The sequence below is a fragment of the Marinobacterium nitratireducens genome (genome assembly GCF_014645375.1).
GTDB lineage: Bacteria > Pseudomonadota > Gammaproteobacteria > Pseudomonadales > Balneatricaceae > Marinobacterium_A > Marinobacterium_A nitratireducens.
On sequence record NZ_BMLT01000011.1, the window covers coordinates 108,126 to 123,963 of the forward strand.

Here is a 15,838-nt window from a genome sequence, read left to right on the forward strand (position 1 = left end):
GGTCCTATGGGTACCGGACGACAGGAGGTGCCCCATGAAGGCTCGATTGACCGGTGCCGGAGTGCTGGCGCTGTTGCTCGCGGTCGCGAGCCCGGCACGCGCCGATGTGGATGTGGGATTTTTTTTCAGCGGCGCCATTCACGGTGACGGCTACAGCCTGTATCTGGGGGTGCCGTTCGGTTATCTGGCGACGCGGCCGCACTACACCCGGCACTACTATCGTTACGATTATCCGCGCCCCTACTACCGCGACTATTATCCCCGGTACCGCCGGTACGACCACCCGGGTTACCGCAACTATGGCCATCGGCCGCACCGGCACGATCGCTACCGGCACGGCGAGGATCGGTACTATCGCGGCGATTATCGTCGAGGCGACGCCCTGCGCAGACCCGATCGCCGGATACTGCGAGACGATCATGGCGGAAGGCACCACGACTTCTTTCGCGGCGAGCGGCATCGTTAGCGGGATGGGTGGAGCCGCACCGCAGCTTGATAAGCGCCGGTCGGCAACCCGGCCACAGCGGTGCAAACCAGCGCCCGACGGGGCGCAGAGACGGGGCGCAGAAACGCCATTGGCGGGGCGGTCAGCGCACCAGCAGTGTCTGAATGCCCGGCAGTTCCAGCAACGGATCGTTGGCCGGACGACCGTCCGGCCAGATCCACTCCTGAGGCACCACCAGAGTATCGGCCAGTCCCGGTAGCCAGCCTCGCAACAGTGCAGGATCGGCGTTCGCCAGCCGCTCGATGCGCTGTGCACCGGTGCCCTGATAAGACCGGGGGAGGGGGGGCAGGTCGGCGGCGCGCCGGTACGGGCAGTCCGGCAGTGCCAGTACCAGCAGCGGCTGACGCTGAGCCGCGGCCAGGCGTGCGGCTAGCTGCAGCGCACGGGCGGCGGAGCCGCTGTTGCCGGCACAGAGCAGTGCCACGGCGCGGGTCTGGTTGCGGGCGCCGGCGGGCGCCCGGGCAGGGCCGGATAGCAGCAGCAGTTCGGTCTGCGACCAGCTTTCGCCGAAACCGTCGAACCAGTGTCCGCGGTGCACCCGCAGTTGCCATTGCAGCGGGTGTCGCAGTGTCAATCGCTGCAGGTGTTGCTGCAGGGCACGGGAGAGCTCGCGGGTTGCCTGCTCGAGGCTGTCCTGATTCAGGGGCCTGGCGCGGGCGCTGTCGCGGATGACCTCGTGGCAGAACGGCAGGCCCGCCACGGTGCGCAGGTCCTGATCCTCGATCAGCAGTGCTTCCAGCTCGACGCCGAGTTCCGCGGCCAGCCTGAGAAAGGGGTCCAGCCGCGCGAAATCGACGCGGCCCGGCGTCAGCGTCAGCACCAGCCGTTTCACGACCGGTCTCCGGCATTCAGTTTGCGCGCGGTGTCGTACCAGTCCTGCAGCTGGCGCTGCACTCGACCGTTCAAGGTGCGGGGCGGGTAGAGGCCGTCGCAATCCATTTCACCCACCGTTTCTCCGGTCAGCAGGGCCAGCAGTTCATCGATCTCACTGACGGCATAAACATGGAAGCGGCCGGCGTCGCATGCCTCGACGATGTCCCGCTGCAGCGTCAGGTGCTCGATGTTGGCAGCGGGAATGATGACGCCCTGTTCGCCGGTCAGACCGCGGCTGGCGCAGAGTTCGTAGAAACCCTCTATTTTTTCGTTGACGCCGCCGATGGCCTGGATGTGGCCGTGCTGGTTGACGGAGCCGGTGACGGCGAACTGCTGCCTGAGGCCGATGCCGGCGATGGCGGACAGCAAGACACAGAGCTCCAGCGCCGAGGCGCTGTCGCCGTCGACCGGGCCGTAGGACTGTTCGAACACCAGGCTGGCGTTGAGCGACAGCGGCGCATTGCGGGCGAAGCGGCTGGCCAGGAAGGATGACAGGATCAGCACGCCCTTGCTGTGAATGGCGCCACCGAGTTCGGTTTCCCGCTCGATATCGACCATTTTGCCGCTGCCGATGCGCGCGGTGGCGCTGATCCTCGAGGGGCGCCCGAAGCGCTCGTCGCCCATCTGAATCACCGACAGTCCGTTGCCCTGACCGACCACGCTGCCGTCGGTATCGACCATCAGGGTGCCGCGCTCCATCTGTCGCAGCATCAGCTCGGCGTACTGGCCGTTGCGGTGCCGCGCGGCGGTCACCGCGCGTTCCACGTCGCCGGCCTCGATGGCGCCGCCGTGGCGTTGCCGGGACCAGTAGTCGGCTTCGCGCAACAGGTCGACGATGCGGCCGCGGTGCAGAGACAGGCGGGTGCTGTCGTCGACATAGCGCGAGCTCTGTTCCACCACCCGGGCGACGCCGTCCCGGGTCAGCGGTCGTAGCTGCTCCTCCTGACACAGGGCACTGATCAGGCCGATGTAACGGCGCAGGTTTTCGGATTCGCGGTCCAGCTCTTCGGCGAAGTCGGCGTATACCTTGAACAGCGAGGTGAAGTCCGGATCGTAGGCCTTGAGCAGATAGTAGAGCCGACGGTCGCCGATCAGCAGCACCTTCACATCGAGCGGTATCGGCTCGGGTTCCAGTGAGCGGGTGGCGACGCTGCCGTAGAGCTTTTCCAGCGGGTCGATGCGGATTTCACGGTTGCGCAGGGCGCGCTTGAGGCCCTCCCAGGCGAATGGCAGGGACAGCAGTTTGCGCGCATCGATGATCAGGTAACCGCCGTTAGCCCGGTGCAGGGCACCGGGCTGGATCATGGTGAAGTCGGTGCTCAGGGTGCCGAAATGGGCGCTGTACTCGATACGCCCGATCAGGTTCTGGTAGCTGGGCATGTCCTCGAGGATCACCGGCGCGCCCGCCTCGCAGCTTTTGCCCACCAGTACCTTGATCCGGTAACGGCGAAATTCCGGCGACCGCGCCAGTTTGTGCAACGGCGGGTGGGAGCCGTTTTTTTCGTCGGGCATAAAATCGTCGATGTTCTCGATCAGGTCCTGGTGCACCTGGTCGAGGAACTGCTGCACCGCCGGATGATCCCGGTAGCGCTCGCGCAGCTGCTGGATTTCGGGGTCGATGATCAGGTGGGTAAACTCGCGCTCCAGGTCGCGCAGGCGTTCGAGGCTGCGTTGCTGCAGCTTCGGCACCTGCTTGACGGTTTCGGTCAGCTCTTCGTTCAGTGCCTCGATCTGCTGCTTGATCGCCTCCTGCTCTTCCGGCGGCAGTTTGCTGAACTGCTCCGGCGTCAGCAGCTTGCCGTCGCGGACCGGTCCCAGCGTATAGCCGTGGGGCGTGCGCAGCAGGCTGATCTGCTGAGAATGGGCCTTCTCGCCCAGCTCCTGGAAGCCTTTCTCTTCCTCCGCCTCGAACTCCGCCTGCAGCTCCTGCACCCGGCTGCGGTAATCGTCGCTCTTGAAGGTCGCCGGAATCCGCGCGAGCAGGTTCTCGATCAGCTGCAGCATGTCGCGCCGCAGCTGGTGGCCCTGGCCGCGCGGAAGTTTCATCGCCCGGGGCTGGTGTGGTTCGTCGAAGTTGTTGACGTAACACCAGTCGCAGGGAATCGCGCCCCTCGAGGCTTCCTCGCCGACGATACGGGCAACGAGCAGGTGCTTGCCGATTCCGCTGGAACCGCTGATGAAGAGGTTGTAGCCGCCGTGGCCGATGCCGATGCCGAAACGTATGGCATCGACGGCGCGCTCCTGGCCAATGGCGGAAGTGTCGGGTGTCAGGTCGTCGGTGGTCTGAAACTCCATATCACCGAAATCGCAGGCGTGGTAGAGCTGTTCGGCACTGAGTGGCTTGGCTGCCATGGGGCTGACTCCAGTTTTGACTGTCTACTGTGTAGACCCGCAGCGGTCGTCATGCAATGCGCGGTCGCCAATTCCACCTGATTCGCCTGGCCGCGGTGACGGGGCCGGGCTGAATGCTGTGCTCGCGCGATGGCGCGGGCACAGCCGTTATCATCGGGCGTCGCCAAGCTCGAGACGGGTTTTCTCCAGCAACTGGCGTACTTCTTCCCGGCGACCGCGATCAGCCAGCGAGCGTCCGGGACGGTCAGGTGCATGCTCGGCGTTCTGCAGATACTTGACCGCTTCATCGTAGCGCTTCTGCTTCACCAGTAAGTCTGCGTAGAAGTAATTGGGGTCTATGCCGTCCGGGTTGATTGCCAGCGCTTTTCGCAGCAGTTCTTCGGCCTTCTTGTCGTTGCCGAATGCGATCGGCCAGCCCGGTACCTGGTAGTATAGAGACCCCAGCGAAGTGTATGCCGAGCCGTCCAGCGCGCCGGCGTCCAGCTTCAGCGCCTGTTCCAGCTCGCTGCGGGCTTCCTTGACGTACTTGAGCGCGCCGAGCCCGCCCCGGGCGCCGGCATAGCTGGCGCCGATGATGGCGGACCAGATCAGGTAACGGGCATCGTCCGGTTGCTGTATCAGCTCCCGGTGAATATCGTCATTGAGCGCCTCGAATTCCTTTTCCTGGCGAGAGCCCTCCAGTTGGTACTTGATTTCGGCCCAGCGTGACTGGTACTCCGTCAGCGGTGCCGCCAGCAGGGGGGTGCTGGCGAGCGCCAGCAGGGCCGCTGTCAACCAGGTTTTCATGACTTCTCCTTGCAATGAGCCTTGATGGTGTCGAGTTGTTTGCCGATGGCGCCGTCGACCAGGCGTGGCATCAGCGCGTTGATGCGGGTGAACAGTGATTCGGGAAAGCCCAGCACCTTGCTGGTTCGGGGGGACTGGATGAGCCCGGCGACGGCATCGGCGACAACCGAGGGGGCATCCACCCTGTTCCCGAGCGCTCGGTTGAGCTCGACAGCTTCGGGGCTGTTGAGCGCGGTATCGGTGGCACGGGGAGCAAGCCAGGAAACACGGATGCCGGTATCCCGCAGTTCGCGGCCCAGGGCCTCACTGAAGCGCTTGAGGCCGCCCTTGGAGGCTCCGTAGGCGACATAGCCGGGGTAGCCTATCTCACCCAGTACCGAGCCGATATTGATGATCTGACTGCCGGGATGCAGGCGTGGCACCAGGGCATGGATGATCGCCATCGGTGCCAGCAGGTTGATGCGCATCAGCCGTTCGATCGCCAGCCAGTCGCTGTTGTCGAAGCGCTGAAGCTCCTGCACGCCGGCACAGTTGATCAGCACGTCAGGCACGCGTTCGCCAAGTGCCTCGACCAGCCGGATGCCGGCATCCGGTGCGGCCAGATCCTGGGTCAGTATCTCGTGGCTGCCCGGCAGTAACGACAGCTGTTCCTCCAGGCGTCGGGCGTCGCGGGCCACCAGTATCAACCGGTGACCGTCGTTGGCAAGCCTGACGGCGATGGCACGACCGATTCCGCCGCTGGCGCCGGTCAGCAGTATCCGTTTCATGCGGCCTCCATCGGCAGGCTGCGGAACATGTCGCCGTACAGACGGTACATGCGCCGGGCGGCATGCAGGATATCCTGCTGGTCGGCCGGATCCTCGATACGGTTCATCAGATCCTCGAAAAACTTCAGGTGATCCTGATCGAGCTCGCCGTGGGAGTAGAGGTAGCGGCAGGCGCTTGCGGGCAGAGAGAGCGTTTCGCGGATCAGGTCGGCCATCGGCGTCGCCAGATTGACCGAGGTGCCCTCGAGGACCCAGATCATGCCGAACAGGCAGAGTGGATTGACGCGCTGCACGCTGTCGTAGGCGCAGACTACCATTGTTTCGGTTTCGAAATTCGGCGCTGACAGGCGGGCGGCCTCGCGGTCGCCGCCGCAGGCGGCAATATCGTCGAGAATCCACTCGTGGTGGCCGTACTCTTCGGCGATATACTCGGTCAGCGCCTGGCACAGCCATTCCTGGTCATCCCGCAGCCGTGCGCCACAGGCCATCATCAGCGGCACCGTGTGGCGCACGTGATGATAGGCGTTGTGCAGAAAGGCGAGGTAGCGCTCGCGCGTCACCTCTCCCTGCATGCAGGCCACGATCGCCGGGGCACCGAGCAGGTACTGGCGCTCTGTTTCGGTTTCCAGCTTCAGGCGGTCGAAAAATCCCATGATGCCTCCTTGATACGGCGAGTCAGAACGGCGCGGCGCAGGCGGCCGTTGGCCGTCAGCTCGCCGCGCTCGCGGGTAAAGGGTCTGGTGGTGATATGCAGGTTCGTGAGGCGCGCGTAATCCGGCAGTCGGTCATCCAGTGCCCGTTGCAGGGCACGCGGGTCCTGCTGGCGGCTTACGACCAGTGCCTGAATGCCGATGCTCTCATCGCCGTAGACGAAGGCCTGATCGACATCCGGCAGATCGCACAGCTCTGCCTCCAGCCACTCGGGGGCCAGGTTGCGCCCCATCGCAGTGACGATGGTGTTCTTGCGCCGGCCGTCGATCACGAGATAGCCGTCGGCGTCGATATGGCCGCGATCGCCGGTATCGAGCCAGCCGTCATCCTCAGGGGCGGCCTCGCCAAGGTAGCCGAGAAAGCGGTTGCCCCGTACCCGGACGTCACCGTTGGGGCCGATACTGACCTCGACGTGGGGCAGGGGGCGTCCGACGCTGCCCGGGCGCTCCGCGCCCGGGTGATTGAAGGCCACGACCGAAGCCGCTTCCGACAGGCCGTAGCCCTCGTACAGAGGCAACCTGAGCGCCCGCGCACGCTGCTGCAGCGATGCCGCCGTCCGGCCGCCGCCGAGTGCCAGGCAACGGTAGCTGTCCGGCAGCCCCTGTTGCCGGCCGGCCAGAATCACCGGCAGCAGTGCCGGTACCAGAATCAGGCTGTGCGGCTGCCATTGCGTCAGTGTCCCCAGCATCGCCGCTGGATCCGCGCCTGCAGCGCCCCGGATTCCGAGGTCGGACATCGGTAGCAGGGTGACGCAGGCGCCCGACAGCCAGGGAACATAGAGGCCTGCGATGTTCTCGAGCAGCACCGCCAGCGGCAGAAGGCAGAGATGGCGGCGGACCTTAAGCGGCGTGGTCGCAGTCTGCAGGGCCCGGGCGACGGCCAGCATATTGTCCTGCGACAGGCAGACGCCCTTGGGTTCACCGGTGGTGCCGGAGGTGTAGGTGATCTTCGCGGTTCCTTCCGGCAGTGATACCGATGCTGGCGGCGTCAGGCGATGCAGATAGCCGCAGGCGGTACGGTTGCCTGCGGTAAGTCCGGGCAGGGGGGCGGCCGCCAGGATGGCATCGAGTGCGGCGTCTTCTGTCAGGTGCCGGCGCTGAGCGGGGGTGAAAAATCCGGGTATCGGTACCGCCGCTATTCCGGCCTGAAGCGCTGCCAGGTCGGCGATTGCCCAGTCCGCGCCGTTGTCGAGCAAAATGCCGAGGCGACGCACGCCCTGGCGTTCGAGTTTGGTGGCGAGCTCCCCTGCCCGGGCCAGTACCGCAGAACCGGCCAGGGTCTCGGTTTCGGTTTGCAGCGCACTGTCGTTCTGTTCCAGTGCCAGGGCGAGAGTATCAAAGAGCATCGGCAGCCTCGTTGTCGATGTTCAGCAGCAGGCGGCGCAGCATCGGCTGCTGCTGAATGCTGGACCAGCCGTCGGCGACGGATCCTGCGAAGACGGCTGGATTGTGGCGGTAGTAGTGACCCCAGTCGTCGAGCCCCGAAGCCAGTCGCTGGGCGCGGGCTTCGGTCAGGAAACCGAGCGACAGGCCAAGACGGCTGAAAGCATGCTGCAGCTCGCGGGTGGCGGTGAACACGACGAAGTCGATGCCGCCTTCGGTGAGGTAGCGCGTCAGGCTCAGGATCATCAATCGGGCACTGCCGCGCTCGCCGGCAAGGTTGCCGACCTCGACGATCTGTTCGCGCCGCACCGGCTTGCCGGCGAACGGACGCAGTACGTCTTCGACCGGGGCGTCGAGATATTGCTCGAGAAACAGCGGTTGGCGGTCGGCATAGCGGATGCCGCAGCTTGCTTTCCACTGGTTGCCGTCGCGCAGCAATATCTGCTGTGGCAGGAAGTGACGCAGCCTGGCCTGGTGCACGTCGGCGTAACGGGCACAGGCAAAGCGCTTGATTCGCTCGTATAGTTCCGTTCCTTCCGCACAGCTGATGAGGTTGAGCTGTTGTGGCGCTGTCCTGGGCTGCATGTCGTAACCTCCATTGCGATGAGGTCAGAATGAGCCCGCTCTCTTAAGGGATACTTAAGACCTGCCCGCAGAAACCGCTTCCCCGCAGTCAGCGGCCCTCAGACAGCATGCAACCTTTCGGTATCAGGCTTCAGGCGTAGCCCCGGAAGTATATGACTATCGCTAATTACGATAGTTTTTAACTTATTTATCCAATATTTAACCTATAGAATTCTTCGTTCTTCTGACAACCGGGGCGGAGTGGAAAGAATGAGAAGCAAAGCGGACCGGATCCGGCATGCGCTGGGGTTCGAGATCATCGGTCTGGTGCTGGTCATCGGTTTCGGCGACTGGCTGTTCGGTCTGGAGCCGGCACATTTTGGCCCGCTGGCGCTGCTGTTCTCCGTACTGGCGACAGTCTGGAACTATTACTACAACCGCGCTTTCGATGGCTGGTTGCTGAAAAGGCGGGGCAGTGTCGTCAAGCGGCAGGCGGACCGGGTGCTGCATGCGGTGATGTTCGAGGGCGGACTGCTGCTGGTGACCCTGCCGGTCATCGCCTGGTGGCTGGATATGAGTTTATGGCAGGCGCTGGTGGCCGATATCGCAATGGTTGTCTTCTACCTGCTGTACGCTTACCTGTACAACCTGGCGTACGACTGGCTGTTCCCGGCATCTAAGGCACCCGTGCCGGCGCGCTGAAAATGAGCAGTTGAGTGTCGCAGCCTGGCAGAGCCCGCCGACGCGGGCTCTGCTGCGATCCGAAGTGATTTGTCCAAAGTTTTCCCCAAAGCTTATCCACTGATTTTGTGTATAAGCCCGTAGCGGCGCTGATCCCGAATGCGGCGGATCGGCGCGCTGTCAATCTTGACATTCGCGGCTTTTCGCAGGGCTCGAGACGGGGACTTCGGTGCTGAATACACCGAAAAATTAGGCTCTTAAGCCCGGTGTCAAGAAAATAATTTTATTACCGGACTGCGTTCTGAGTGAAGATTCGCCAGTTTGTGACGGGGCCCGATATTGCTGGCTTCGGGGGCTGTGAATAACCGTTGTGAATATCTTATCCAGAAACTTATTCACAGTTTTGGTGGAAAAGCCAAGGCTTGACGCCGCGACTTCGTGATGATCCGAAATGTCGCTTTTGCCTGCACTCAGGCTCACAGGGCATCTTGCCGTCACGGAATCGTGCTATTATCTGCGGTCTTTTTGCAGTTTTTGTTCGAGGAGCACGATCCAGATGCCCATCAAGATTCCTGACCAGTTGCCGGCTGCCGACCTGTTGCGAAGCGAGAACATCTTCGTGATGAGCGAGTCCCGCGCGATGCATCAGGACGTGCGGCCGCTGAAAGTCGTGATTCTCAATCTGATGCCGAAGAAGATCGAGACCGAAAACCAGCTGGTCCGACTGCTGTCGAACACGCCGCTGCAGGTGGATATCGAACTGCTGCGTATCGATAATCGCGAGAGTCGCCATACGCCTGCGGATCATCTCAACAGCTTCTACCGCAATTTCGACGAAATTCGCGAGCGCAATTTCGACGGCATGATCATTACCGGTGCGCCGCTTGGGCTGGTGTCGTTCGAGGACGTCCATTACTGGGATTCGGTGCTGGAAATCATCCGCTGGTCGCGTTTGCACGTCAGCTCGACGCTGTTTCTCTGCTGGGCCGCCCAGGCGGGGCTCAAGGCACTGTACGATCTGCCAAAACGCACCCGGGAAAGCAAGCTTTCCGGCATCTACGAGCACCTCACCCTGGTGCCGAACGATCCGCTGGTGCGGGGTTTCGACGACAGTTTCTTCGCTCCCCATTCGCGCTATGCGGACTTTCCGGTGGAGTTCGTCGAAGCCAATACCGATCTGCGTGTGCTGGCAGCGTCCGAGGTCGCCGGTGGCTATCTGATGGCCAGCGCGGACCGGCGCCAGGTGTATCTGACCGGTCATCCGGAGTACGACAGCATGACGCTGGCGCAGGAGTACCATCGCGATGTGCTGGCGGGGCTGGATCCGGCCCTGCCCGAACACTACTTCCCCGGCGACGATCCCGAGCAGACCCCGCGCAACCGCTGGCGCAGCCACGGCAATCTGCTGTTCTCGAACTGGCTCAACTACTACGTCTATCAGATCACGCCGTACGATCTCAGCGTGATGGAAACGAAGATAGACGACTGACGTAGGTTGGGTCTAGGTCCGAAGGACCGTAACCCAACGCCGGCCCACCCGCCTGCCAGCCGCAACCAATCGATCTGCACAGGGGGTCTCGGTCGCCACCGCAGCCGGATCGACCAGTGTTGGGTTACGACGCGCCCGAAACTCACGCCATTCCGGCACTCCCTGCCCTGCGCGTCTAGACCCAACCTACAAAGCGACCAGGTCACGCCGTACGATCTCAGCGTGATGGAAACGAAGATAGAAGACTGACGTAGGTTGGGTCTAGGTCCGAAGGACCGTAACCCAACGCCGGCCCACCCGCCTGCCAGCCGCAACCAATCGATCTGCACAGGGGGTCTCGGTCGCCACCGCAGCCGGATCGACCAGTGTTGGGTTACGACGCGCCCGAAACTCACGCCGTACGATCTCAGCGTGATGGAAACGAAGATAGAAGACTGAAGTAGTATGGGTGGGTGGCGCCGCCGCGCCGCCTTCCTTTCTGGTTGCACGACGTCTGCGGCGGCATAACCCATCACCGCCGCAACACTGCCCCGCGTTGCCGGCTGAACCCAATCGATCTGCACTACGATCTGTTGTCGGGTTGCGCGACTTCGTCGCCAGACCCAACCTAGGGTTGGCTGTCGGTCAACCGTATCCCATCGTCCCCGATCTCGATCAGGCGCTGCTTGAACAGGCTGCCGATCGCCATTTTGAAGGCCTTCTTGCTGCAGCCGAACAGACGCGAAATGGTATCCGGATCGGTCTTGTCGTGGGCGGCAATGAAACCGCCTTCGACCCTCAGCCGCTCGAGGATCTGTCCGGCCAGGCCGTCGACCTTGTTATAGCCGGGCTGGTCGAGGCAGAGGTCGAGCTTGCCGTCGGGCCGGACCCGCTTGACGTAGCCTCTGATTTGCTGGCCGAAATGCACCCGGCGAAACAGGTCCGACTGGTGGATCAGGCCCCAGTGCTGGCCGTCGACGATGGCCTTGAAGCCGAGGTCGGTGCGGTTGGCGATGACCAGATCGACCGCCTGGCCGTCGCGGTAGTTGGCGGGGGTGCGGTCGAGGAAGCGGTCGAGCTTGCTGGAGGCGACGATGCGGTCGCTGCGATCGATGAGGATATGCACCAGGTAACTCTTTCCGGCTTCCATGCGACGGTGCTGTTCGCCGAACGGAGCCAGTAGCTGCTTCGGCAGCCCCCAGTCGAGAAAGGCTCCGACCTTGGTAACGTCGGCGCAGCGCAGCAGTGCGAAGTCACCGACCTGGGCCAGTGGTTTCTGGGTAGTGGCGACCAGATAGTCTTCGGAATCCAGCGACACGAAGACCTCGAGCCAGTCGCCCGTCTTGCAGTCTGCCGGCACGTAGCGGGCCGGCAGCAGAATTTCGCCCAGTTCCCCGCCGTCGAGATAAACGCCGAAGTCCTTTTGCTTGATCACCTGCAAGCGGTTGAAGCGACCGAGATCGGCCATGAAAAGCCCTCCATTCCTGCGCCCGCGCGGCAGGACAAGACGAAAATAAAAACGGAGCCGAAGCGGCTCCGTGATCGGTGCCCAGGCGCTACTCAGGAGTGCTTGGCGAGAAAGTCCGCATCCAGTTTGAGCTGGTCGTTGCTGTTGATGCCGACGCCGCGGCTGCGGATGTTCTCGGCGATCTGCTTGGCTTCCTCCAGCGAGTGCATCTGGTAGGTGCCGCACTGGTATTCGTTGAGTTCGGGAATCTCGTTCTGCGCCTGAACCTGGAGCACGTCGTTCATCGCCGCAAGCCAGGCTTCCGCCACCCGGGTCTCGTCCGGGGTGCCGATCAGGCTCATGTAGAAGCCGGTGCGGCAGCCCATCGGAGAGATGTCGATGATCTCGACGCCGTTACCGTTGAGGTGGTCGCGCATGAAACCGGCGAACAGGTGCTCGAGTGTGTGGATGCCTTTTTCGCTGAGGATTTCCTCGTTGGGGCGGCAGAATCGCAGGTCGAACACGGTGATGGTATCGCCGCCAGGCGTAGTCATGGTCTTGGCGACGCGCACCGCGGGCGCGGCCATGCGGGTGTGATCTACGGTGAAGCTATCGAGCAGTGGCATCTCGGGTCCTCTTGATTGACGGGCAGGGCTCGGTGGCCGTTGAGGTCATTATCCCAGCGCGGCGGGGGCTAGCGCAATCTCAGCCCGCCCCTGTCAGCAGCAGCCATACCGCAGCCGCGGCGCCAGTGCCGGTAACGGCAAAGGCCCACAGCGGCAGATGCGCGGATTCGGCCGGGACAGGGCTGCGCTTTTCGCCGGTCAGCATGGCGCTGACAAGGCCCTCGCGTCGCACCAGGTCATGATACAGCACCGCCAGCAGATGCAGTCCGATCAGCACCAGCAGCAGATTGGCGTTGAAGTGGTGCCAGTCTGTCAGTCGCTCCACCCAGCTGTCATCGAGCCATGCAACCAGCGGGCCGTCGATCATCAGGTCGTCGGTGGTGCCGAGCCCGGTCAGTCCCTGGAACAGCAGCGACAGCAGCAGTGCGACCACCATCCAGCCGCCGAGCGGGTTGTGGCTGAGATAATGGGCGCGCTGCCGGCCCAGTACTCCGGGAACGCTTCTCAGCGTTTCCCGCGGCGGGCGCAGGAAGGCGCCGAAGCGGGCATAACGGCTGCCGACGAAGCCCCAGAGTATTCGATACAGGATCAGGCCCAGCACGCAGTAACCGGCGACGGGGTGATAGTCGATGCCGTCACCCTGGCTGCCGCTCCACCAGAGAAAGCTCATCAGGCCCACCAGGGCCCAGTGGAACAACCGGATGCTCGGGTCCCAGACTTTGATCCTGTAGTCCATTGCGGGAGCCTGCCTCAGTCGTCGCAGTCCTTCTTGAACTGCTTATGGCTGTCCTTGCTGTGCTGACCCAGCTGCGCCACGAGTTCCCGCATGCCGTCGAGGTCGCGGGCCTGCTCGGCTGCGGCCAGCTCGTCGAGCAGCTCCTGCAGACGGTTGATGCCGGCACGGTAGTCCTCCAGCATCTGCGGCCGCTCCGATTCGTCGATGTCCTGCAGCTTCATCGGCTCCTCGTCGGCGGCCGTGGCGGCGAGTTCGGATATTTTGGCGCGGGCCGGGGCTATGCTGTCCCAGTCGCCGGACTTGGCGGCGCCGCGCAGGGATTTGAAGCTGGTTTTCATCTCTTCCATGGTTTCGCCAAGCGGTGTGTCTTCGCACTGCTCCGCGGCCTGAGTGAGCGGCGCCGTCAACGCCATCGTGGCGATCGTCAGGCCGAACAGTCCCGCTCTGATTCCTTTTGCCTGCTTCATGATGTCCTTGGTCTCCGTGATATTGAATGGGTCAAAAGCGTTGCAGCTGATTGAGAAGTCGCTGCAACGGTACACCGACCTTGCGCCCCAGCTGCCGGGCGTGCTGCTGCAGGCGCCTGGGGTTGGTGACCGGTGGTTTTCCGTTGAAGGCCAGTGCAATCAGGTTGCCGCCGTTGACCGGGCAAAGCAGGCACTGACCGTCAAACAGCTCTTTGAGCCGCCCCAGTGCTTTTTGGTTCCGTGGCTGACCTTCGTCCCAGAGATTGAGAACCAGGATGCCGTCGGGGTTCAGCAGGCGCTGGCAGTCGCCGAGAAAATCGCGGTCGAGCTGAACCGCCTGCATGCCTTCGTCAAGGAACAGATCACTGAACAGAATATCGGTGCGTTCGGTACTGCTGGCGGCATAGCACTCGGCATCCTCGATCCGCAGGCGCAGGCCGGGCCCCTCCGAGAGATAGAGCCAGTTGCGGGCGGTCTCGGCGACCAGCGCACGCAGTTCGACGACAGTCAGCTGCAGCGTCGGGTCGTAGGCCTGCAGGCAGTTGCTGAGATTGCCGCCGCCCAGACCGAACAGGGTGACGTGACGCGGCGCCGGTTTGTAAAGCAGGGCCAGCAGCATGGCCTGGACGTACTCGAACACCGGCAGCGCCGGGTCTTCGCAATGGATGCAGCTTTGCTCGCCGCCGTAACCGAAGCTGAGATACCGCCGTGGCCCTTCCTCGATGACCCGGACGGGGCCCCATTCGTCGTAGGCCCGGTGCAACTCGTGCCCGGGGGGCGTGCGGCCCAGCGCGCGTTTTGACCGATCCTGGTCGGAGGCGGGGAAGTATTCGAGAGGGGATGGCATCCGGGCTCCTTGGCTGCGCTGACAGCCTCGGATTCTACTCCTTGCCCTGGCGGGTTACATCTCGGGACCCGATGCGCATGGCCAAACATTCGTTTAAAAAAATGCGATCGGGCTGGAACCTTTTGCGCAATGTGCCTGTCTTATTTTTCGCGAGCAAGAAGTTCTCCAGCAGAGTTTCCTTTCCAGCGGCCCTCAGAGGGCCGTTTTTTTTGGAATATCGATGCACTTCGGGGGGATGTACGGCGCCGGAGCAATGGAGGGAAGGCTACCCCCGGCGCTTTTGGCGCCAGGGACCCCGGATATCCGCGGGATGCTGCGGAAAGCGCGGTATTCTATCCTCGGTGAACGAAAAGGGAATACCGGAAACGCGCAAAAACAGTTGCCATTTCGTTCACCTTGTTTTCCCATTGTCGCTTTTCCCGATTCGGTATCGGGCCCGGTCGCTGGCAGTATGAGCGGGGCCGTCCGATGATAGTCGGCGCCTGGAACGCCGAAGGCGGGTATTGTCCCGCGACCGAGGTTACTTATGGATCGACGAATCACCGTTCCCACCGGTTACGTGCGGCACCTGCTCGAGCAGGCCGACCGCCAGGGTCTGGACGTCGCGGAGCTGCTCGAGCAGGTGGGCATTGCTCCGGAACAGGTGGAGCAGCAGAGCGCCCTGTCGGCGGTCAAGTTCGGTGCTCTTTACCAGCGCATCATGTGGAGTGCCCAGGACGAATTCTTCGGCATGCTCAGTAACGGCAAGGTTCCGATCGGCACCTTCCGGCTGCTGTGTCACTGTCTGATTCACTGTCGTTCGCTGGAGCGGGCGCTGTGGCGCTGCGCCGATTTTCTCGATATCTGCCGCGGTACGCTGGTCAAGCCCATGCTGGTGCGCAAGGGGCGTTATGCCAAACTGTCGCTGGCACCGGTTGCCCAGGTCGATGAAGCCGAGTTCGACAGTCTGCTGGCGCGCGAGTCCACGACCAGCATCCGCACGTCGCTGTCGATGTGGCACCACTTTCTCAGCTGGCTGATCGGCAAGCGGCTCGAGCTGAAAGCGGTTTACCTGGCGTTTCCCGAGCCCGATGACGCCGACTACTACCGCACCCTGTTTCAGTCGGAAGTGAAGTTCGATCAGCACGAGAATGCCATCGTGTTTCCGCAGTACTTTCTCGACTATCCGCTGGTGCAGACCGAGGAGACCCTGCGCGCCTTTCTCAAGACCGCGCCTTACCAGCTGATCGTGATGGTGGACAACGATCACAGTCTCAAGTCTCAGGTCATCGCGATGATCGGCAAGGATTTCAGTCGCGAGCTGCCGGGTTCGGAAGAGGTGGCGCGGGCGCTCAACATGTCGGTTTCGACACTGCGCCGCCGTCTGTTGGACGAGGGCACGTCCTATCAGGCGATCAAGGATGACTGTCGCAAGGCGGCGGCACTCAATTACATGAACTCGCCGCAGCTGGCGATCAACGACGTCGCGGCGCTGATGGGATTCGACGAGCCGTCGGCCTTTTTCCGCTCGTTCAAGAAGTGGACCGGCATGACACCGGGACAGTATCGCAAGAGCCCGAGCTACTTGCGGCTGTACGACAAGCGGCGCTGAGGACGGTGGCGCTGGCGGGATCAGTCGTTCGTGCG

16 protein-coding genes are annotated in these 15,838 nt (G+C 62.9%); 4 read left to right on the forward strand and 12 right to left on the reverse strand.

Going from position 1 to position 15,838, the window contains the following annotated elements; translation table 11 throughout:
* Window positions 1-34: 34 nt before the first annotated feature.
* On the forward strand, window positions 35-466 hold the full coding sequence (locus tag IEX85_RS19145) for a hypothetical protein (RefSeq protein WP_188862231.1): 432 nt from the start codon (window positions 35-37) through the stop codon (window positions 464-466).
* 121 nt (window positions 467-587) lie between these two features.
* Here the strand turns inward: IEX85_RS19145 and IEX85_RS19150 are convergent, their stop codons facing one another.
* From IEX85_RS19150 to IEX85_RS19180, 7 genes are all read right to left on the reverse strand, one after another.
* On the reverse strand, window positions 588-1,337 hold the full coding sequence (locus IEX85_RS19150; protein WP_188862232.1) for a hypothetical protein: 750 nt from the start codon (window positions 1,335-1,337) through the stop codon (window positions 588-590).
* Window positions 1,334-3,730, reverse strand: a complete 2,397-nt coding sequence (locus IEX85_RS19155) for a Lon protease family protein (RefSeq protein WP_188862233.1) — start codon at window positions 3,728-3,730, stop codon at window positions 1,334-1,336. The genes IEX85_RS19150 and IEX85_RS19155 overlap by 4 nt, the downstream gene beginning before the upstream one ends.
* Before the next feature lie 150 nt (window positions 3,731-3,880).
* Window positions 3,881-4,516, reverse strand: coding sequence for a tetratricopeptide repeat protein (locus IEX85_RS19160; protein ID WP_188862234.1), 636 nt, complete (start codon window positions 4,514-4,516; stop codon window positions 3,881-3,883).
* A complete protein-coding gene (locus IEX85_RS19165) occupies window positions 4,513-5,283 on the reverse strand; it encodes an SDR family oxidoreductase (RefSeq protein WP_188862235.1) in 771 nt (256 codons plus the stop codon). The genes IEX85_RS19160 and IEX85_RS19165 overlap by 4 nt, the downstream gene beginning before the upstream one ends.
* A complete protein-coding gene (locus IEX85_RS19170; RefSeq protein ID WP_188862236.1) occupies window positions 5,280-5,936 on the reverse strand; it encodes an iron-containing redox enzyme family protein in 657 nt (218 codons plus the stop codon). The genes IEX85_RS19165 and IEX85_RS19170 overlap by 4 nt, the downstream gene beginning before the upstream one ends.
* Complete coding sequence (locus tag IEX85_RS19175) at window positions 5,915-7,339, reverse strand: AMP-binding protein (RefSeq protein WP_188862237.1); 1,425 nt, start codon at window positions 7,337-7,339, stop codon at window positions 5,915-5,917. The genes IEX85_RS19170 and IEX85_RS19175 overlap by 22 nt, the downstream gene beginning before the upstream one ends.
* On the reverse strand, window positions 7,329-7,961 hold the full coding sequence (locus IEX85_RS19180; RefSeq protein ID WP_188862238.1) for a thermostable hemolysin: 633 nt from the start codon (window positions 7,959-7,961) through the stop codon (window positions 7,329-7,331). Before IEX85_RS19180 ends, IEX85_RS19175 begins: the two co-directional genes overlap by 11 nt.
* A gap of 249 nt (window positions 7,962-8,210) precedes the next feature.
* On the opposite strand from IEX85_RS19180, the gene IEX85_RS19185 reads away from it, so the two are divergent.
* Window positions 8,211-8,642 (forward strand): PACE efflux transporter, encoded by a 432-nt coding sequence (locus IEX85_RS19185; RefSeq protein WP_188862239.1) that lies wholly within the window; start codon window positions 8,211-8,213, stop codon window positions 8,640-8,642.
* Window positions 8,643-9,177: 535 nt separating this feature from the next.
* Window positions 9,178-10,110, forward strand: coding sequence for a homoserine O-acetyltransferase MetA (metA, locus tag IEX85_RS19190; protein ID WP_188862240.1), 933 nt, complete (start codon window positions 9,178-9,180; stop codon window positions 10,108-10,110).
* Between the two features lie 607 nt (window positions 10,111-10,717).
* On the opposite strand, the gene IEX85_RS19195 is transcribed toward metA, so the two are convergent.
* The 5 genes from IEX85_RS19195 to IEX85_RS19215 all read right to left on the reverse strand — a co-directional run bounded on the left by IEX85_RS19195 (window position 10,718) and on the right by IEX85_RS19215 (window position 14,212).
* The gene (locus tag IEX85_RS19195; protein WP_188862241.1) at window positions 10,718-11,557 is read right to left on the reverse strand and encodes a CvfB family protein; all 840 of its coding nucleotides are present in this window, start codon (window positions 11,555-11,557) and stop codon (window positions 10,718-10,720) included.
* A gap of 92 nt (window positions 11,558-11,649) precedes the next feature.
* Entirely contained in the window at window positions 11,650-12,162 is a 513-nt protein-coding gene (gene luxS / locus IEX85_RS19200) for an S-ribosylhomocysteine lyase (RefSeq protein ID WP_188862242.1), read from the reverse strand.
* Window positions 12,163-12,241: 79 nt separating this feature from the next.
* A complete protein-coding gene (locus tag IEX85_RS19205) occupies window positions 12,242-12,898 on the reverse strand; it encodes a cytochrome b/b6 domain-containing protein (RefSeq protein ID WP_188862243.1) in 657 nt (218 codons plus the stop codon).
* Between the two features lie 14 nt (window positions 12,899-12,912).
* Window positions 12,913-13,365: a cytochrome b562 gene (locus tag IEX85_RS19210; protein ID WP_188862244.1), complete on the reverse strand. Its 453-nt coding sequence runs from the start codon at window positions 13,363-13,365 to the stop codon at window positions 12,913-12,915.
* Window positions 13,366-13,396: 31 nt separating this feature from the next.
* A complete protein-coding gene (locus tag IEX85_RS19215; RefSeq protein WP_188862245.1) occupies window positions 13,397-14,212 on the reverse strand; it encodes a spermidine synthase in 816 nt (271 codons plus the stop codon).
* Window positions 14,213-14,738: 526 nt separating this feature from the next.
* Here IEX85_RS19215 and IEX85_RS19220 point away from each other — a divergent pair.
* Entirely contained in the window at window positions 14,739-15,803 is a 1,065-nt protein-coding gene (locus IEX85_RS19220) for an AraC family transcriptional regulator (protein ID WP_188862246.1), read from the forward strand.
* The last annotated feature ends 35 nt before the right edge of the window (window positions 15,804-15,838 follow it).